We start from the raw sequence: 18,322 nt of genomic DNA, 5'->3' as shown, positions 1-18,322 counted from the left end.
GCTATCCTGCGCCGGCAGCGTGTTGGGCGAGCAGTTCGCAGGTGCGCATGATGGCCGCGCGCCTGCGTTCCTCGTACGGTGTTCCGGTGGTCACGAGGGCCACGTTGGGGCTCGAGACCCAGGCGTGGCATAGCGTGACGATTGTCAGCAGCAGGTCTTCCGCCGCCGCCTCGCTCAATGCCGGGAGGGCATCCCGGATCTCGGTCACCTTGTTCGCTGAGCGGAGGGCCGCTGGCCGCACTGGGGATGAGCGTGTTGGCCGGCGTGGCGCCGGCGTGGCCTCCGTTTCTGCGCGCTTTTACGCTCACGTGCCAAACGCGCGACGCGCGGGCGCTGAGGCTACTCGCGGTGACTTCCCTGTTGGGCCGCGAAAGCGGGAAGCAGAGTGGTGACGAGCCGCTTTCCGAAACCCTTGTCTATGGGGGAGCCGCTGACGAAGAACCGGTAGCAGATGCCGAGCAGTAGGTCGGCGACTATTTCGGGGTCGAGATCGGCCCTTAGTTCTCCTCGGGCGATCCTGCGTTCCACAAGGGCGCTCACGTCCGTCAGCCGGTGGCTGACCACACGTTTCTCGCGTCACCCACCATGTCCAGCAGGACCGCCAGGGCAAGATCGGTCTTGGACCGGTAACGGCGGTAGATCGTTGTCTTCGCTACTCCCGTCCGGGCCGCCACGTCTTCGACCGTCAGGTTGCCGAATCCGACCTCCCGGTACCCCTGGCGTGACGGGCCATCTGGCGCGCACCGGCGCGGGGGACGAGAATGGCCTCGTGCTTCCAGTTCGCCCTGGCGCGGGCGGCGACGGGATGACCGCTGCCGCCCGAAAGATCCAGCGCATCTTTCTCACGTTGACGCTGGGTAATACCCTTGCGGCCTCGTTCATTTGGGGGATCAACACCCTCTTCCTGTTGGATGCCGGGCTCAGCAATTTCGAGGCGTTTGCCGCGAACGCCTTCTTCACCGCCGGCATGGTGCTGTTCGAGGTGCCCACCGGGGTGGTTGCCGACGGTTGGGGGCGCCGCGTGTCGTTTCTGCTGGGCACCGTGACCCTCGCCGGATCCACGTACCTTTACTACCTGCTATGGCAGTTGTCCGCCCCGTTCTGGTCGTGGGCCGTGGTGTCGGTCCTGCTCGGCCTGGGCTTCACCTTCTTCTCCGGTGCGGTCGAAGCCTGGCTCGTCGACGCCTTGCGATTCTCCGGATATGAAGGCGGGATGGAGTCGGTGCTCGGGCGGGGGCAGATGGTCTCCGGCGTCGCGATGCTCGTCGGCTCGGTGGCCGGCGGCGTGATCGCACAGGCCACCAATCTGGGAGTACCGTTTCTGCTGCGCGTCGGCGTGCTGTTGGCCATGTTCGTCGTCGCCTTTGGGCTCATGCGCGACGTCGGATTCACCCCCGAACGCTCCACCCATCCGGTTAAGGCGACCCGTGCCGTACTGTCGGCCTCGATCGAGAACGGCCTGAAAAATCCGCCCGTACGCTACGTGATGCTGGCCGCACCCTTCAGCGCCGGCGTCGGAATCTACGTGTTTTACGCCCTGCAGCCGTACCTGCTTGAGCTGTTCGGGGACCCTCACGCGTATTCGGTGGCGGGCCTTGCGGCAGCAATCGTGGCCGGAGCACAGGTGCTCGGCGGCTGGATGGCGCCCCGCGTCCGGCGTCTCGTGGGAAAGCGCACGACGGTGTTGATTCTGAGCAGCATCCTGGACGCAATGATCCTGGCCGCGCTCGGGTTCACCCGCGTATTCTGGGTGGCTTTGGTGCTTTTGGCGATTTGGGCCCTGATTTCCTCGGCGGGCATCCCGGTGCGGCAGGCGTACCTTAACGACATGATCGCCTCAAGGCAACGGGCAACAGTGCTCAGCTTCGACTCGCTCATGGGCTCCAGCGGTGGCGTGGTGGTGCAGCCGCTGCTCGGCCGTGCGGCTGATGTGTACGGCTACCCGGCCTCGCTCGCGATCGGCGGCGCGATCGAGTTGATCGCGGTGCCCTTCCTGCTGGCGAGCCGCCGGCAGCGCCACCACGCCGATGCGGCCAACGCCCCGACCGGCACGTCGAACGCCGGACCGCAGCCGGCGTAGATGCTCATCGTCTCCACAGGGGGTTCACGCTGCATGCCGCTGTCCGCGCCGCTCGGCCGGCCCGGCAATCCTAGGTGTCACCAGGATGTGGCCTCCATTTTCGTCTTCCAGCTCAGCGAGGTATTCCAGTCGTCGCGGATGTCGTGGTCATCGAACATCATGGCGCTGGGAAAGGGTGGACAAGAGCCACCGAGTCGCGGGGTCCGACCAGGCCAGAAAGTACAGGTGAGCGTATTCCTCGTAGTCCATGATCTCCTCGCCCGGGGTGCCTTGATGTCGCGTCGGCCGCGGATGAACTCCTGCATCTGGTCGCGATCCTCGAGGGCGGGAACCCGGATGAGGGGTCGGGCCAGACCCTCGTTCCGTTGATGTCGAGGGCGTAGGACGCGACCGTTCCGGGCTCGAGTGCGTCCACCTCCGCCAAGGCGTAGTGGTGACCGTGCACTGCGTCGTCAACGCGGCGGGTTAGTCAACTGGCGTGTACCGGCCTGCCGTGCCGGTCCGGCCGGCGTCCAGGGCCTCCTTGACCGCGGCGGCCACCCGGGCCGCGCCTGAGCTTCCCATAACGATTGTGTAGTGGTTGACCTCGGGTACCACTTCGGTCCGCAGTGACCGGTGGCTGCTAGCCCAGGCGTCAACGGATTCGTGGGTGTAAAGGCCGGGGGATTCGTTGAGGAGCCCGCGAGGCGCCCACAGCAGGACGGCGGGGTGGTTCAGATCCTGAAGGGCATGCCGGACTGAGTCGCCGGCCAGGAGATCCCTCGAGTCCTCGGTCATTGCATCGACGGTGGTCGAGGGACGAAAGTACGGAGCCTCGCCGAGCAGGTCGTACCGCGCGTAGGCTTCGACGGCGTCGTTCCAGTCGTCGGCAAAGGCTGGGTGACGGCGCCAGAATTCCAGGTACGTTTCGTGGTCCGGGAAGCTCATCGACAGACGGGCCGCCGCAGGTCCGAGAATCGCATCAATCGCCTGGTCCACACTGACTCCGGGCGGCAGCGGAAGCGGAAAGTCCGCCGTCCACCAGCACGAGCGAGCTCACCCATTGCGGATAGGCGTGGGCAAAGACTTGCGCGGCGAAGGCGCCCATGGAGTGCCCGAGGACCACGATGGGGCCGGCGGAGATGGCATCCAGGAGAGCCGCCAGATCCTGGGCGTGGGCGGCCATGCCGAAGGGTCCGGGCAGCGCGTTGCTGCGCCCTCGGCCCCGCAGGTCCGGCGCGATGATCCGGACGCCGGGGAGGGCATCCGCCAGGGCCGTCCACTGCATGTGCGAGGATGTCACTCCGTGCACGGCGAGGATGGTCGGCGCCGCGGGATTCTCTTCTCCCCAGACGGCGGCGTGGAGCAGGCCGCCGCGAACGGGAACGTCGATGGTGCTGTAGTCCTTGCGGCTGGTCTCAGTCATGAGTCGGGTCCTTATCTGAGGAGCGGAATGTCGGTGGAGTCGGCGGAAATCCTGGGCATGGCCGCCGCCGACGGGGGATGGCCTTTAGGGCCCGACGGACTCGGCCGCCAGGTTGCGCTTGAGGATCTTTCCGCTGGGCCCGAGGGGGAGCTCCTCGAGCAGCCTGACGACGCGGGGATATTTGTACGCGGCGAGTTGGGCGCTCGCGAATTCCATCAGGTCTGCCTCGGTGGCCGTGGCTCCGGCGTCGAGCACGATCGCGGCGGCAATTTCCTGGCCGTGGACGTCGTGCGGAATGCCGTAGACGGCGGCACTGACGACTTCCGGGTGGGTGAGGAGGATTTCCTCTACCTCGCGGGGGTACACGTTGTAGCCATTGCGGATGATCATGTCCTTCTTGCGGTCAACGATTCTCAGGTAGCCGTCGTCGTCCTTCGTGCCAAGGTCCCCGGTGCGGAACCAGCCGTCGACGATCGCCTCGGCGGTGGCCTCCGGCCGGTTGAGGTAGCCCTTCATCAGGAGGTGTCCGCGGATGACGAGCTCGCCAAGTTCGCCGCAGGGCAGCAGTTCGATGCTTTCGACCGTTTCGGCGCGGGCAATTTCGATGTCGACGCCCCAAATCGGGACGCCGATGGTGCCGGGCCGGGGCGCTGTGCCGACGTGGTTGAATGCGGCGACGGGGGACGTCTCGGTCAGTCCGTAGCCTTCGTGGATCTCCACGCCGAAGACGTCGCGGAACTTGTCCATGACTGCCAGCGGGAGGGATGCACCGCCGGAGATGCCGTAGCGCAGGGCGGCCGGACGGACGTCGACCGTCTTGGCCGCTTCAAGGAGCGCTACATACATGGTCGGCACACCGACGAAAATGTTCACCTTGTGCCGTGCCATCAGGTTTAGGGCGCCATCGCCGCTGAAGCGGGGCATCATGACCACAGTGGCGCCCGCGCGCAGTCCCGTGTTGAGAACGACGGTCTGGCCGAACGTGTGGAACAGCGGCAGTCCGCCGAAGAGGACGTCGCCGGGCTTGAAGTCCATGACACTGGTCAGCAGGACACTGGTCTGTTCCACCAGGGCGAAATGCGTGCCGAGGGCGCCCTTTGGCTTGCCGGTGGTGCCGGAGGTGTAGAGGATCGTGGCGGTGTCGGAGGGCCGGCACGGGACGTAGCTGTCGATTGGCCGGGACGCGGCGGCCTCGTCCTCGAGCCGCGGCAGGCCGTCGTCGTCGGGCGCCATCACGGTCAGGAGGTCGGTTCCGGTGGTGGCGGCGCCCGCAGCGCCTTCCGTCAGCAGGGATGCGGCGCAGATCAACATTCTGGCGCCGCTGTCCTGGAGCACGTATTCGATTTCGCGTGCTTTGAGCAGCGCGTGCACCGGAACGACGACGGCGCCGAGGGCCAGGATTGCGTAATACACCCGGGCGAAGTCCGGGACGTTGGGGATCAAGACGGCGACGGCGTCTCCGGGGCCGATGCCCCGGGCGCGCAGCGCCCCGGCGTAGGCGCGGGTCTCACGCCAGAGGCTGGCGTAGCTGGTCTCGTCCTCGCCGACGATCAGGGCGATGCTGTCCGGCGTCCTGCGTGCGGATTCGGCCAGGATGGCTGCGACGGAGATGGTTCCAAAGCCGTCGTCGTGGTTGGTGGTTTTCATGGCCTGCTTCTTCGTTGTGATGGTCATGCCTTGAGGATCAGGGCGTCGCCCTGGCCGCCGCCGCCGCAGAGGGCGACGACGCCGATGCCTCCGCCGCGGCGCTTCAGGGCTAGCGCCTGATGCAGGACCAGGCGCGCGCCCGAGGCCCCCACCGGGTGCCCGAGAGCGATGGCGCCTCCCTCGGCGTTGACAGCGTCCGGCTCGATGCCGAGGTCCTTGGCGGATTGGAGGAGCACGGACGCGAAGGCCTCGTTGATCTCGACCAGATCAAGTTCCTGTGCCGTCAGGCCCTCGCTCTTGAGGGCGCGTTCTATTGCGCGGGCGGGCTGGGAGTGCAGGGATCCGTCCGGTCCCGCTGTCTGGCCGTGGGCACCGATTTCGGCGATCCACTCGAGCCCTGCAGCTTCGGCTGCCGCCTTGCTCGCGATCACCAGGGCCGCGGCGCCGTCGGAGAGCGGCGACGAGGATCCTGCGGTGATGGTTGCCGTTGCGGCTTTCGAAAAGGCCGGACGGAGTTGCGCCAGGGATTCGGCGGTGGTCTCGGGGCGGATACCCTCATCGTGCCGGAGCGTCAGTGCTGGCCCTTTGCGCTGGGGGACGTCGATCGGGGCGATCTCGTCGGCGTATAGGCCGGCGGCGCGCGCCGCTTCGGCCCGCTGATGGGACCGGGCTGCGACAGCGTCCTGCTCGGCCCGGGTGATGCCGCGCTCGGCGTTTCCCGCGTCGGTGGCCTCGCCCATCAGCAAGCCGCTCACCGGATCCTGCAGCCCGTCGCGGTTTAGCGAGTCGAGCATAGGAGCGTCCCCGATGACGACGCCGGCCCGGAGACCGGGCACCAGGTGGGGTGCGTTCGTCATGGATTCCTGACCGGCAGCAACGATGAAGTCTGCCTCACCGGCGCGGATCATTCGAGCCGCGTCGATCACGGCTGTCAGCCCGGAGAGGCACAGCTTGTTCACCGTCACGGTGGGCACATCCCAGCCGATCCCTGCGGCCAGGCTGGCCTGGCGTGCGGGGCCTTGGCCTGCTCCGGCCTGGATCACCTGGCCGACGATGACGGCGTCGATCTGCTCGGGGGCGACGCCGGTGCGGTCCAGCGCGGCGCGGATGGCGTGGGCGCCCAGCTCGCTTGAGGAGAAAGCCGTGAGGCCGCCGCGGAAGCGGCCGAAGGGGGTCCGGGCGCCGCCGAGGATGACAGGGATGTGGGCGTTTTGGTTCAAGAAGAGTCCTTTCGGGGTGGCAGGCACAGTGTGGGCCAGGCAAGTGGCTAAGGCAGGCGGCTCAAGGCCGGTGGGTCAGGCGAAGGCGGAGATGCCGGTGATCCCGCGCGCGATGATGAGGGCCTGCATCGTTTCGGTGCCTTCGTAGGTGTGGATGGCCTCGATGTCGGCGAGGTGCCGGGCGACGCGGTTTGCCAGCAGGATGCCGTTGCCGCCGAGGAGATCCCGGGCATTGGAGGCTATGGACCGGGCGGTGCGCGTGCACGTGTATTTGGCAAGTGATGCCTGTTCGGGGGTGAGTGCCCCTTCTTCGTCGAGGCGGCTCATCTGAACCACCATCAGCTGCATCGTGGCCAGTTCGCTGAGCATCCGGGCCAGCCGTTCCTGCACGATCTGCGAGGCGGCCAGTGGCCGGCCGAATTGCTGACGCTGCTTGGCATATTGGACCGCGGTTTCGTAGCATGCGGTGGCATGCCCGACGGCGGACCACGCGACGCCCAGCCGTGTGGCCAGCAGGACCCGTGCCGTGTCTTTGAAGGACCGTGCCCCCGGCAGCACGTTCTCGTGGGGGACAAAGACGTTTTCCAGCCGGATGTGGGCCTGCCAGATGGCCCGCAAGGCGAGCTTGCCTTCGATTGTTGTGGCGGTGTATCCGGGGGAATCCTGCGGGACCAGATAGCCGTGAACCTGGCCGTCGTCGCCGCGGGCCCAAACGACGCTCACTCCGCCGACGGAGCCGTTCCCGATCCATTTCTTCTCGCCGTTGAGAAGGAACCCGCCCGCCGTCCTGGTGGCCGTGGATTCCAGGCCCACGGCGTCCGAGCCGTGGGTGGGTTCCGTCAGCGCGAACGCGGCGAATTCCCTGCCGCCGGCGATCCCCGGAAGCCATCGCTTCTTCTGCTCGGCCGACCCGCACTCCGCGATGGACCGCAGGGCAAGACCGCCCTGCACCGCGATCATGGTTGCCACGGAGCCGTCGCCGCGGCTGATTTCCATGGTCACCAGCCCGGCCGCCATCCGGCTCATCGGCGCGAAACCGTCCACCTGAACTCCGTCGCGCAGCAGGTCCAGTTCGCCGAGGCGGCTGACCAGGTGCATCGGGTAATCGGCACGCTCCCAGTAGCCGTCAATGGCGGGAAGGACCTCGTCCTGGACGAAGTGGCGGGCGCGTTCCCAGTAGCCGCGATCGGCGCCGCTGATATCGGCAAATACGGCCGCTGGGTCGGTGCCCAGTGCCTGGGTCAGGACATAGTCCGGTTCTATGGTGCCGACGGGAAATTGGCCCGCCGGCTCTGCGGCGGTGAACCCGGTAGCGGGTGACGTCGTCGTCATCTGTTCGTCCTCTGTCTCGCGTCGGGGCCTGGGCGCCCACGTGCCGTGGTTCACACCACGTCGACTAAGGATGCATTGAAACGCAGTTCCACGTCAAGGAACTCAGTTTCAGACGATGCGTGTCAACGTCAGGACAGTGCGTCAGGACAGGGCGTCGCGGACCGCCTGCACGATCGCGTCCTTGTCTGCGCCCGCCGTCAGCACGGTGACTACAACGGCGGGGGACGCCTGGGACGCCAGTGACGCCGGAACCGGCGCGGGCGGGCCGTACAACGCCGGCCGGAAGATCCCGGAGAGAGCCCGGAGCTCGTCCGCAAGCGCAGTTGATCTCTCCCGGTCTGCCGCTGCAGTTTCCGGGGCAGTTGTTGTTGTGCGGAGCCATCGCCGGAGGAAGGCGTTGTGCACGGCGACCGCGGCTGCGGCGAAGGCAACAGCTTTGTATTCACGGTGCTCGCCGTCGGGGATCTTATCCAGCAGGTGCAGCAGGAACGCCCTCTCGTACCGGTGGGAGGTGACCAGCTCCCGGTCCCGGAGGGCCGGCACGGTCTGCATCAGCTCATACCGGGCGCGTGACGTTTCCGGGTTCCGTACGTGGTGGTTGAAGACCAGCAGCGCCGCGTCCTCGATCGCTGCGAGCGGTTCCTGCATCGATTCCGCCAGTCGTTCGGTCACCTGCCCCAGGATCCGCTCGTGGTCCGCAAAAACAACGTCCTCCTTTGATCCGAACTTCCGGAAGAAGGTGCTGCGGCTCATGCCCGCGGCGTCCGCAAGTTCGTCAACGGACGTTGCGTCATAGCCTTTCGACGCCAACAGCCCGATGGCGGCGGCTGTAGGTCCGTCGGTATCGTGGCTTGGCGGGTGCGAGATCATGCGCCGAAATTTAGCACAACTACGGGGCCCGTCCCGACGGGCGACGTCAGCGCGGCCACCCGACCGGTGCAAAGGCTCAAACGGTTCAGGGCTGGGTGGATTCCACCAGGGGGTCCACGAAGGCCTCGGCGGCGGGGTGGGTGTCGCGGACGCCGTGCAGGCCGATGAGGGTGAGCAGGGCCGCGGCGGCCGCCGCGACGGCGCAGACGATGAAGGCATCGGAGAAGCCGTTGCCCAGGGACTGCAGGGCGAGCTCGTGGGCTGCGGAGCCGGGTGCTCCCGGCGGCAGGCTGTTGAGCGCGATCGGGCCCCCGGCCTGGAAGATCGCGTTGGCCGGACCGGCCTGGTCGGCGGGGAGCGTGGAGGTCTGCAGCGAGGCGCCCAGGCTGGCGCCGGCGGTGCTCAGGGCCACGGCGCCGGCCAGCACCGGGCCGAGGGCGAAGCCGAGGTCGCGGAGCAGGTTGGTGGTGGCGCTGGCCATGCCGGCCCAGGTGCAGGGGGACAGTGTTCAGGGCGATCGCGGTCATCGGGCTTAGGGTCAGGGCGAAGCCGACGCCGAGCAGCAGGGCCGGGGCGATGAACGGGGTCATGGACATGTTCGTGACGTCCAGGCCGGAGGCCATCAGCGCGCCGGCGGCCATCAGGAGGAAGCCCGCGGTGAGCATCCAGCGGCCCGCGACGCGGGTGAGCAGGCGGGAGATCAGCGGAACCAGCACGAACGTCGGGCCCTGCAGCAGGATGAACAGCAGGCCGATGTTCATGGGGTTCTGGTGCTGGACCGGGCCGAGCCACATACTCAGCGAGAAGAGGCTTCCGAGGAACGCGAACATCCCGACGACGGCGACGATCGAGGAAATGGTGAAGCCGCGGTTGCGGAACAGCCGCAGATCCAGCAGCGGCGATTCGACGCGCGTCTCAATGAGGACGAACGCGAGCAGCAGAGCGATGCCGGCGACGAACGAGAAGATGACGTGAGGGGCGCCCCAGCCGTCTTCGGGGCCCTTGACGAGGCCGAAGAGGACAAGGATCAGGCCGAGGGCAAAGGTGATCTGGCCCCACCAGTCCGGCTTGCGGCCTTGGGCCGCCTTGTGCTCTGCCGCGACCAGCAGCGCCAGGATCACGGTCAGTACGCTAAGGACGGCAACCGTGCCGTAGGCGCCCCGCCAGGAGCCGAAGCTGGCCAAGGTGCCGCCGAGCAGCGGCGACAGCGCCGCACCGACGGACAGGAATCCCGCCCACATGGCAATTCCCCTGGCTCGCGCCCGCGCATCGTGAGTGACGGCGGCAACGAGGGCGAGGGAGGCGGGGAAGATGGCTCCCGCGCCGAGGCCGTTCAGGGCCGAACCGATCCACATCGCCTCAACGGTCGGAGCCAGGGTGCAGACCAGTGAGCCGATCGCCATGAGCAGGGAGCCGCCCATGACAAGCTTCTTGTGGCCGAGCTTGTCGCCCAACAGGCCAAAGGTCAGCTCGAACACGACGACGGGAATCATGAACGCTGCCGCGATCAGGGTCAACTGGGACCCAACGGCGTTGAAGGTCGTCTGGAACTCGCCGTTGAGCGAGCCGGGAAGCGCGTTGGCGATTTGCGCGACCATCACGGCGACGGCGGCCGTTGCCAGCGTGCCTTTTACCCGCAGCCGCGGAAGCGCCAACCGGGCGGCATCGGTGGCAGCTTCGGCAGGGGACTGCGCCGCAGGCGGTGCCTGCTGCGGCGGGTAGGTCTGGGGTGGAACGGTTCTGGGATCAGTGCTCATGGAAAACTCCTTTGTCTGATACGAGCAATCGGGTGGAGCGGGGTGAAGAACGAGGCGTCCGACGGCGGTCAGTGGTCGGGGAGGCGGCGCCGGGTCACGATGGCGGGGGCGGTGCCGCCGGAATCAAGGTCCTGAAGCACGGCACGTTGTCCTCTCTTCGCGTGGTCGCGATGGCACCCGAATGTGATGTCGGTAACAACATAGCCATTGACTATACAAAGTGTCAAGTCAAATTACATGGTGAACCTTGCATTAGTCTGGGGGAGTGGCAAGCATTCGAGAAGCTCAGAAGCAGATGACCCGCCGGCTCTTGCTCGAGAAGGGGCTGGAGCTTTTTGAGGAGAAGGGGTACGCCGCCACCACGGTGGATGACATCGCCGCTGCCGTAGGCACCACCAGGGCCACCTTTTACTCGCATTTTCCGTCCAAGGGCCAGCTCATGCGGTCGCTGGTCGAGCGCTCCAATCAGATGCTGACCGAGGCGGATGTCCCGCCGCTGCATTCAGTGGTGGAATCCGGGGACCGTGAGCTGATCCGGACCTGGCTTGCGCGCAAATTCGACCAGTGGGCGGAGATCCGCCCTTACGTGGTGGCGGCGCATCAGGCGGCGGCCAGCGAACCCGATATCCAAACGGCTCTTGATCAGTGGTTCGACTCGGCGATCGATGACATGCAGGCGGGCCTTGACCGGGCCGGGCGGTTTGACCCGATCAGCCGCCGGGTGCGGTGCGCGCTGGCCTTCGGGGAACTGGAGTTCTTTTCCCGGCGCTGGATGCGGCTCGGCTGGACGGTGGACCGCGATACTTCGCTGGAGCTGATGGTCCAGAACTGGTGCTTCCTGCTGGCTGAGTGAGCAGGAAGCACCAGATGACCGTTAGAGTCAGTTCGCCCGGTGCCCCGCCGCCTTGCCCGTGGTGAACGGCAGCACCAGCCTGGACTGGTGGGCGGCGTCGCGGTAGATCTTATGGGTCACGGGCCGGCCCACCGGCAGGTGGAAGGCATCCGGCGGCAGCAGCGAATTGTGCTCGTCGGCCAGGGGCTCGCCGTTCGAGAGTTCCACCGTCAGCTTGTGGCCGGGTTTGAACGTGTTCGCGAATGGGTAGAGGCGCAGCACATACTCCTCGACCGTTCCCGGTTCCACGGGAACGGAGCGGGTGTGCGGGTGGTACGGGTTGCCCTCGGTGGTCCGACCGTCGAGCTCGCGGTGCGAGGCCTTGAGGTAACCGCTGGTGATCAGCTGGCGTTTGCCGTTGGGGGCGTAGTCCCACAGGCGCAGGATGAAGTTGGTGTCCGGCTGGTCGATCTCCGCGAAGATGTGCGCGGCGCCGGTGCCGATCAGCTCCGTGTCCGCCTCGAACGGCTCCGTGCTCCAGCTCAGGATCTCCACCTTGTCCGTCACCGTCAGCGGCGCCTGGTAGAAACCGTCCGGGGCCGCGTACTCCGTCCCCATCGGCTCCGGCTCCCTGGACAGCTTGTGGCGCGGGCGCAAATACAGGGACGTGTATTCGATGTCCTTCGGCGGCCACTGGTCCGCGGTCACCACCTCGCGGGAGCCCTCCACGAAGACACTCACGGCGGGCTCGTCCATGACGCGGTTGTCGATGCCCTTGATCCAGTAGTCGTACCACCGGAACATCTTGTCGTGTTCCTCGATGAACGGGCGCGACTGCATCGGCGGGTAGGGACCGATGTCGAGCTTCTTCGGGCCCTTCAACTCGTTGAAAAGCTCGATGGTGCCGTCCAGGGTCCAGCCGCGGCCCTGGTCCAGCTGCAGCCACACCGGGATGTCGATGTTCGGGGCCAGCGTGATCGGGTTGCGCTCCTCATACCAGTCCCCGTCCAGCTCGTTCATGACGATGTCGAACCAGGCTTCGTGGTTCTTCGGGTAGTTCAGGACGTGGACCAGGTTCGGCCAGGCGGCGACGTCCGGGTCCTGCAGGCGCTTCTGGACGAGCTTCTTCAGCTCCTCGGGGGAGTGCTTCTCGATCATGCGGGACTTGACGTTGTCGGTGAACGCCCAGCCGGAATCGCCGCCGCGGCCCTCGCGGGCGGCGCGGGGCATGAACCACATGATGCCACCGTGGTAGGTGGTCTCGTAGAAGTCGTAGTGGCCGCCGGAGACGAAGATCGCCTTGAGGTGCGGCGGGCGCTCGGCGGCAGCGAGCACCTGCATGGAGCCGAAGTAGGAGATGCCCACCATGCCGACGTTGCCGTCGCACCACGGCTGCTCCGCGACCCACTCGATGAAGTCGTAGGCGTCCTGGCCGAGCGAGACGCCGCCGGCGTTGTAGTTGCCGATGTGCTCACCGCCGGAGTGGCCGGAGCCGCGCAGGTCACCGATGACGTGGACGTAGTCCTCCTTGACGATGCGGGCAATGTCGCCGGCCTCGATGCAGCCGTCCCACATCGGGCTGGGGCGCCGCTGTGGCGGCGTAGTGAGGGCCAACGCCTGCAGTTCCTTGCCGTACGGGCTCAGTGCCACCAGCGCCGGACGAGGCTTGTCGTCGGTGCCCTGGTAGGCGTCCGCGGCGAGCTCGACGCCGTCGCGCATCGGGACCCGGAGGTCTTTGCGAACGGCAATCTTCCCCCCGCCGGCGTTCAGTAACTGGAAGTCATCCATGAGTGCTTGTCTCCTCATCTTCGGTCAAATGGTCCGACGCCGTGCGGTAGCCGTGGAGCGTCGTGAAGAACGGGGACGGCTCCAGGGTGGGGTCCCCGGCGTAACCAAGGTCCTCGGCTACGCGGGCGAAGGGTGAGTACGGCGAGTCCGTATCCTGCAGTCCGGCAGCCAGGCAGCCGCAGGCCGCATTATTGACGCGGGCCTCGATCTCCAGGCTCCCTTGAAGCGCCTCCCGGGCCCGCCCGGCGTCGAGCTCCACGCCGTAGGGTGTGCCGTCCGCGCGGCGATACGGGTGCCCCAGGTAGAGGTGGCGCGGACGGATCTCATCGCTGAGGTACTGCAGGCTTGAGCGGTAGCCGGCCGGGTCCACGAATCCGGGGAATCCGTTGGCCGCACCGTGGACCTGTACGGAGTCGCCGACGAACACGTCGTTTTGTCCGTCGATGACATAGGCCACCGACCCGGGAGTGTGGCCCGGAATCGAGTGGACCGAGACGCTGACGTCACCGCCAAGGGAGATGGTCTCACCGCCGCGCACCACCATCGTCGGCTCCATCTCGCCGGAGATGACCGCGTTCGTGGCCTCGGTAAGTTTCGCCTCGCCGTCGGGGTCGTTCAGATACTGCCCCCGTCCGGACAGGTATTCGTCCACGTGGGCCCGGCGCGAGCGCAACAACGGTGCGTCGGCCTCGTGAATCACCACCTGCGCGCGCCGGCCGGTGAGCTCCCACAGGGCGTACGCGCCGCCGATGTGGTCGATGTGTCCGTGGGTCAGCAGAATCCAGCGGACGTCCTCGATCCGGCGGCCGATCGCCTCCAAGGCCGGCACCATGCCCTCGGCGGGCGAGGACGCGATCCCCGTGTCGATGATGGCGGGCTCCGGGGCGTCGATGTAGAAGCTGTAGAGACCGAACCGGCCCCATGGGGAGACCATGGGATGAACAGCGACTGACTTCGTCATCGCCCGGCCCTCGCGTTCAGGAATTCACCTGTCTCCTCGAATGCCCGGTAGAACTCCGGGATCCAGGAGAAGTTCTGGACGAAACCGTGGTTGGCCCCCGCGTAGCGGCTGACTGTTGCGCCGACGCCGGCCTCTTTCAGGCGCCGCCCGTAGAGTTCGCCCTCGTCCCGCAGGGGATCGTGCTCTGCCGTGATGACGAGGGCAGCAGGCAGGCCGGCGAGGTCCTCGCGTTTGATGGGGGAGACGAGGGGGTCCGCCGGATCCGCCCCGTTCCCGAGGTAGAACGAGTTGAACGGCAGCAGGCCCGCCGTCTCCAGTCCGTACCCCTCCGCATTCTCCCGCAGCGACGCATAGCGGTCGACGTCGAAGTCCAGGTCCAGGGAGGGGTAGAACAGCACCTGGTGCGTGATCGCGGAGAACCCGTCGTCGTGGGCCTGCGCGGCGACGGCGGCCACGAAGTTGCCGCCCGAGCTGTCGCCCGCGATGGCGAGGTTCATCCCGTCCCAGCCCAGGCTGTGGCCCCGCGCGGCGGCCCAGCGGACCACGCCGTAGCAGTCGTCGAGGCCGGCCGGGAAAGATGCTTCGGGGGCCAGCCGGTAGCCGACCGAGATGACCTTGTGGCCGGTTTCCTTGGCGAGTGCCCGCGCCACGTGGTCATGGGTGTCCAGGCTGCCCAGGAAGAACGCTCCGCCGTGGAAGTACACCAGCAGTCCGTAGGCGTCAGCCTCCACCGGTGTGTAGATCCGCACCGGCACGTCGCCCGAGGGCGCCACTGCCGTGGCGTCCTCGACGCAGTACAGCCGAAGGCGGTCCTCGAGTGCGGGAACCTGCGCGGCCTCGCCGGCCCGCATGGCCTGCGGATTCAGCGGCGAACCATCGGGCGCCGGCAGGGTGCTGAGGATCTTGGCAATTTTGGGATGAATCGTCATGGCATCAGACCTGTGCCTGAGCCGCGGGCTTCTGGGACGCGGGCTTCTGACCAGGGAAGACGTCGTTGACTTCTTCCTCGGACCACCCCTGACGCGAGATGCGCTGCAGCTCGTCCGTCACCGGCTTGCGGGTCGCCTGGAACAGGGCCAGCGCCTCCTTGACGGAGTCGGCCTGCGCGAGGGCGTCGGCCAGTGCTCCGGCATCCTCGATCGCCGAGTTCGCACCCTGGCCCTGGTGGTGCAGCATGGAGTGCGCCGCATCGCCCATGAGGACGACGGAGTCGGTGTGCCAGGAGTCGACTGGGTCGATGTCGTAGACGGCGCGGATGTTGACGGTGTCCATGTCGAGGTCGCGGGCGATGCCCACGATCCGCTCGTCGAAACCTTCCACAGTTTTCAGGAGTTCTTCCTTCGTGATCGTGGGTGCCCAGGTGCCGTCCGGATTCAGGGCGGTGATGTCGAAGGACATCTGGTTGCGGTGGCGCAGCGGCAGGAGGTAAACCTTGGTGCCCCTGCCCATGTACATCCGCAGGTTGTCGTCGACGGCCATCCCGTGGGCGTTGTCGGCGGAGATGACCACGCGGTAGGCGTGTTCGCCGGAGAACACGGGGCCCTTGTCGCTGAAGAGCTGCTCGCGCACCGCGGACTTGATGCCGTCGGCACCCACCACCAGGTCGGCCTCCACGGTCTCCCCGTTGGCAAAGGTCAGGACAGAGCGGTCGCCCTTGTCCTCGATGGTCTCCAGCCGGTGGCCGAGCTGCACCATGCCCTCGGGAAGCACGCCGAGAAGGGCCTCGATGAAGTCGCGGCGGTGGATGAGGTACGTCTGCTTCTCATCGCCGAACTCGGGCCAGGTGTCCTTCATGATCGGCTCACCGGTGGCCGTGAGGATCTCAAAGTAGTCGCTCGCCGAGCTCACCTTGGCGATCGCGTCAAAGATTCCCCACTGGCGGAACCGGGCCATGGTGGCCGGACGCAGGCCAATGCCGGCGCCGACCTCTCCCATCTGGGGAGCCTGCTCGTAGACCTTGACGTCTGCACCGAGCAGGCTCAGGGCCTTGGCCACCGCAGCGCCGCCGTAGCCCGCGCCGACGATGGCGATCTTGAGGTTCTTGATGTCTTCAGCCTTCATGGTTTCATCTCTTTCTTGGCTCTTTCTTGGCCCGGGCCGTGTCTGGTGGAACGGGTAAGTTGTGGTGGTCTGTCCGGGGTCAGGCGTGCAGCGACAGGAAGTCGGCCGGGTTGTCCTCGAGCAGGAGTTTGAGCGTGGCGTCGTCGATGCCGGCCGCCCGCATGTCCGGGATCATGTCCTCGAAGATGTAGTTGATGGTGTGGCCCTTCACGCCAGGCCAGCCCAGGGGGCTGCAGTTGGCGTCTGCCGAGACGAGGAGCTTGTCCGCATAGCCCTTGTTGACGAGCTTGACGAAGTGCTCCATGCGTTCGTCGCGCTTGCGGCCCCAAAACGGCGGATCCGGCAGCTCGAGGTCGTACCCGAACGTATCGAAGCCGATCCGGCCGCCCTGCTCGTAGATCCAGTCGTGCGGGGTGATCGGAGCGTTCAGGCCGTCGTCGGCGTGGCCGAAGAGCACGCGGTCGAGGGACAGGCCCTCTTCGTTGAAGATGGTCACCGCCGGCTCGGGGTCGATGGCCAGATGGGTCAGGATCGGCGCGCCGGTCACGACGGCGGCACGGGCCGCGGCCCGGTAGATGCGCTTGTCGAGGTCCGTCATTCGTCCGCCGCGGCTCACACCGACCTTGATGACGCCGGCCTTGGCGCCCGTGTTGCCGATGCCGACGGTGATCTCGTGGATGAACACTTTCGCCAGGTAGTCCACGGTGGCGCGGGAGAAGTGAGGCAGGGCGGTGTCGCCGCCGACGAAGCCGGTGCAGGCCACGATATGCACGCCCGTCTTCCGGGACAGGGATTTGTAGTAGTCGACGTCGCGCCCGTTGCAGATACCGGTGGCGTCGACAAAGGTACCGCCGCCGTATTCGCGGAATTTCCGCAGTTTCGGCACGGTTTCCTCGTAGGCCTGCTCGGGCGACTTCCACCACATGGTGTCCAGCTCGGACCCGGGCATGCCGTAGCCGATGTGTTCGTGGACCGCCACGATTTCCAGTTCTTCGGCCGGGATGGTTCCCAGCACGGTGTTGACCTTGGTCATTCGTTCACCTCAGGGGTCGAAAGCTTGTTGTGGGAGGGCCGACGCGTGCTTAGCGCACGGTCAGCAGGTTGCGCGGGTTGTCCACGAGGATGCGCCGGGCGTCTTCGTCGCTCAGGCCGTGGGTCTTGAGGTAGGGCACGAACGTGGACAGGACGTGGCTGTAAGGCAGGTTGTACTCCGGCAGCCCCTTGGCCACGCCGATCGAGTTGCCCGAAAGGATGATCTTGTCGGCATGGCCGGCCTTGACGAGCTCGAACACCAGCTCGGCGCGATCGTGGTCGGTTAGGTAGTCCGCGTGGTCGTTCAGGCCCACGTGGTCGATGCCGACGAAGGCTCCGCGGCCGGCCACCTTGATGGCGGAGCCGGCGGCCTCCTTGCGGTCCAGGTCGCCGACGAGCACCCGGTCGGCCCCGATCTGCTCGTCCAGCACGATGTCCAGATCGTGCAGGGCATCGGCGCCGAACCGAATCGAGACCGGGATGCCGGTGTTCCTGGCGGCGCGGGCGGAGCCGCGGAACAGGCTCTCCTCGGTCGGGGTCATGCCGGCGCGGTCGGCGATGGTGGCCACAATGCCGGCGGCGGCGCGGCGCTCGACCCGGGGTACCACCATCCCCTCAGTGACCTCCCTGCCGAAGAGGTCGCCGAACTTTTCGGCCGGCCAGGGGGTGGGCGGGTTGGTCTGCGGGGTCAGGAAGTATCCGCCGAGTTCTTCCTCCGGGCCCAGGCCCGTGGAGGCGACGATGTGGACGCCGGTGGAGCGGGACAGGGCCTCGTAAAGCCTCAGGTCGCGGCCGTGGAACATGCCGGTGCTGTCGACGATCGTCTGCCCGCCGTGCTCGCGGAAGTCCTTGAGCTTCGCGGCCAGTGCCTCGAAGATCTCCGCCCGGTCCATCGTGATGTCCGGGGCGTACTGCGCACCCGGGAGCACCGACAGCAGGGCCTCGTGGACCGCGACCACACCCAGTTCATGAGCGGGGACGGGGCCAAGGACCGTATGGACGGTGGCTCGATCGACGGTGCCGGCGAACGCGTCGCCGGTGTCGACGGAGGTGGGGTGAATCACTTGCTTCTCCCTTGAAGTTCGGGTGCTGAATGCAGGGGTGCCGCCGGGCCTGGCCAGACCATCGCTCCGATGCGGTGTATCTAGCGTCACATCTTTCTTTACAGTATGTCAAGTAAATAAACGCAACGTATACCCGGAGCTTCGGGGCGTTCGTGAAACCGACGACTCGTAAACTGTATTGACATCATGTAAACCTTGGCGTAAAGATGTGTGGAGCGCCACATCCGCCTCCGGCCTTGGCAGGAGCCCGGTAGAGCACCGGGGAATGCGCCG

The 18,322-nt window shown here is 66.7% G+C and carries 19 protein-coding genes; 2 read left to right on the top strand and 17 right to left on the bottom strand.

What is annotated here, in order from left to right:
- Window position 1: 1 nt before the first annotated feature.
- The 3 genes from ACVWZ7_RS01235 to ACVWZ7_RS01225 all read right to left on the bottom strand — a co-directional run bounded on the left by ACVWZ7_RS01235 (window position 2) and on the right by ACVWZ7_RS01225 (window position 779).
- Window positions 2–208, bottom strand: coding sequence for a hypothetical protein (locus ACVWZ7_RS01235; RefSeq protein ID WP_456506658.1), 207 nt, complete (start codon window positions 206–208; stop codon window positions 2–4).
- 131 nt (window positions 209–339) lie between these two features.
- A complete protein-coding gene (locus ACVWZ7_RS01230) occupies window positions 340–540 on the bottom strand; it encodes a TetR-like C-terminal domain-containing protein (RefSeq protein ID WP_456506657.1) in 201 nt (66 codons plus the stop codon).
- Between the two features lie 5 nt (window positions 541–545).
- Window positions 546–779 carry a helix-turn-helix domain-containing protein gene (locus ACVWZ7_RS01225; RefSeq protein WP_456509046.1) on the bottom strand — a complete coding sequence of 78 codons (234 nt, stop codon included), beginning with the start codon at window positions 777–779 and terminating at the stop codon, window positions 546–548.
- A 26-nt stretch (window positions 780–805) separates the two neighbouring features.
- Here ACVWZ7_RS01225 and ACVWZ7_RS01220 point away from each other — a divergent pair, with 26 nt between their 5' ends.
- Complete coding sequence (locus tag ACVWZ7_RS01220; RefSeq protein ID WP_456509045.1) at window positions 806–2,080, top strand: MFS transporter; 1,275 nt, start codon at window positions 806–808, stop codon at window positions 2,078–2,080.
- A 157-nt stretch (window positions 2,081–2,237) separates the two neighbouring features.
- On the opposite strand, the gene ACVWZ7_RS01215 is transcribed toward ACVWZ7_RS01220, so the two are convergent.
- From ACVWZ7_RS01215 to ACVWZ7_RS01180, 8 genes are all read right to left on the bottom strand, one after another.
- The gene (locus ACVWZ7_RS01215) at window positions 2,238–2,495 is read right to left on the bottom strand and encodes a hypothetical protein (RefSeq protein ID WP_456506656.1); all 258 of its coding nucleotides are present in this window, start codon (window positions 2,493–2,495) and stop codon (window positions 2,238–2,240) included.
- Window positions 2,496–2,545: 50 nt separating this feature from the next.
- Window positions 2,546–3,058, bottom strand: a complete 513-nt coding sequence (locus ACVWZ7_RS01210; protein ID WP_456506655.1) for a hypothetical protein — start codon at window positions 3,056–3,058, stop codon at window positions 2,546–2,548.
- Window positions 3,042–3,485, bottom strand: coding sequence for an alpha/beta fold hydrolase (locus tag ACVWZ7_RS01205; protein WP_456506654.1), 444 nt, complete (start codon window positions 3,483–3,485; stop codon window positions 3,042–3,044). Before ACVWZ7_RS01205 ends, ACVWZ7_RS01210 begins: the two co-directional genes overlap by 17 nt.
- 84 nt (window positions 3,486–3,569) lie before the next feature.
- Window positions 3,570–5,159: a long-chain-fatty-acid--CoA ligase gene (locus ACVWZ7_RS01200; protein ID WP_456506653.1), complete on the bottom strand. Its 1,590-nt coding sequence runs from the start codon at window positions 5,157–5,159 to the stop codon at window positions 3,570–3,572.
- Window positions 5,156–6,352, bottom strand: a complete 1,197-nt coding sequence (locus ACVWZ7_RS01195) for an acetyl-CoA C-acetyltransferase (RefSeq protein WP_344367901.1) — start codon at window positions 6,350–6,352, stop codon at window positions 5,156–5,158. Before ACVWZ7_RS01195 ends, ACVWZ7_RS01200 begins: the two co-directional genes overlap by 4 nt.
- Window positions 6,353–6,427: 75 nt before the next feature.
- Window positions 6,428–7,684: an acyl-CoA dehydrogenase family protein gene (locus tag ACVWZ7_RS01190; protein ID WP_344367900.1), complete on the bottom strand. Its 1,257-nt coding sequence runs from the start codon at window positions 7,682–7,684 to the stop codon at window positions 6,428–6,430.
- 141 nt (window positions 7,685–7,825) lie between these two features.
- Window positions 7,826–8,554: a TetR/AcrR family transcriptional regulator gene (locus ACVWZ7_RS01185; protein WP_456506652.1), complete on the bottom strand. Its 729-nt coding sequence runs from the start codon at window positions 8,552–8,554 to the stop codon at window positions 7,826–7,828.
- Window positions 8,551–10,311, bottom strand: a complete 1,761-nt coding sequence (locus ACVWZ7_RS01180; protein WP_456506651.1) for an MFS transporter — start codon at window positions 10,309–10,311, stop codon at window positions 8,551–8,553. Before ACVWZ7_RS01180 ends, ACVWZ7_RS01185 begins: the two co-directional genes overlap by 4 nt.
- Before the next feature lie 265 nt (window positions 10,312–10,576).
- Here ACVWZ7_RS01180 and ACVWZ7_RS01175 point away from each other — a divergent pair, with 265 nt between their 5' ends.
- The gene (locus ACVWZ7_RS01175) at window positions 10,577–11,164 is read left to right on the top strand and encodes a TetR/AcrR family transcriptional regulator (protein ID WP_116765877.1); all 588 of its coding nucleotides are present in this window, start codon (window positions 10,577–10,579) and stop codon (window positions 11,162–11,164) included.
- Between the two features lie 27 nt (window positions 11,165–11,191).
- Here ACVWZ7_RS01175 and ACVWZ7_RS01170 read toward each other — a convergent pair whose 3' ends face one another.
- The 6 genes from ACVWZ7_RS01170 to ACVWZ7_RS01145 all read right to left on the bottom strand — a co-directional run bounded on the left by ACVWZ7_RS01170 (window position 11,192) and on the right by ACVWZ7_RS01145 (window position 18,049).
- The gene (locus ACVWZ7_RS01170; protein ID WP_456506650.1) at window positions 11,192–12,931 is read right to left on the bottom strand and encodes a CocE/NonD family hydrolase; all 1,740 of its coding nucleotides are present in this window, start codon (window positions 12,929–12,931) and stop codon (window positions 11,192–11,194) included.
- Window positions 12,924–13,892, bottom strand: coding sequence for an MBL fold metallo-hydrolase (locus ACVWZ7_RS01165; RefSeq protein ID WP_456506649.1), 969 nt, complete (start codon window positions 13,890–13,892; stop codon window positions 12,924–12,926). Before ACVWZ7_RS01165 ends, ACVWZ7_RS01170 begins: the two co-directional genes overlap by 8 nt.
- A complete protein-coding gene (locus tag ACVWZ7_RS01160; protein WP_456506648.1) occupies window positions 13,889–14,821 on the bottom strand; it encodes an alpha/beta hydrolase in 933 nt (310 codons plus the stop codon). The genes ACVWZ7_RS01165 and ACVWZ7_RS01160 overlap by 4 nt, the downstream gene beginning before the upstream one ends.
- A 4-nt stretch (window positions 14,822–14,825) precedes the next feature.
- The gene (locus tag ACVWZ7_RS01155) at window positions 14,826–15,953 is read right to left on the bottom strand and encodes an FAD-dependent oxidoreductase (protein WP_456506647.1); all 1,128 of its coding nucleotides are present in this window, start codon (window positions 15,951–15,953) and stop codon (window positions 14,826–14,828) included.
- 79 nt (window positions 15,954–16,032) lie between these two features.
- Complete coding sequence (locus ACVWZ7_RS01150; RefSeq protein WP_456506646.1) at window positions 16,033–16,986, bottom strand: phosphotriesterase family protein; 954 nt, start codon at window positions 16,984–16,986, stop codon at window positions 16,033–16,035.
- A 49-nt stretch (window positions 16,987–17,035) separates the two neighbouring features.
- The gene (locus ACVWZ7_RS01145; RefSeq protein ID WP_456506645.1) at window positions 17,036–18,049 is read right to left on the bottom strand and encodes a phosphotriesterase family protein; all 1,014 of its coding nucleotides are present in this window, start codon (window positions 18,047–18,049) and stop codon (window positions 17,036–17,038) included.
- Between the last annotated feature and the right edge of the window lie 273 nt (window positions 18,050–18,322).

This window comes from Arthrobacter sp. TE12232, from assembly GCF_054062615.1.
Note: the sequence above shows the minus strand (reverse complement) of the source record. Positions and strands in the feature narration are given on the sequence as shown.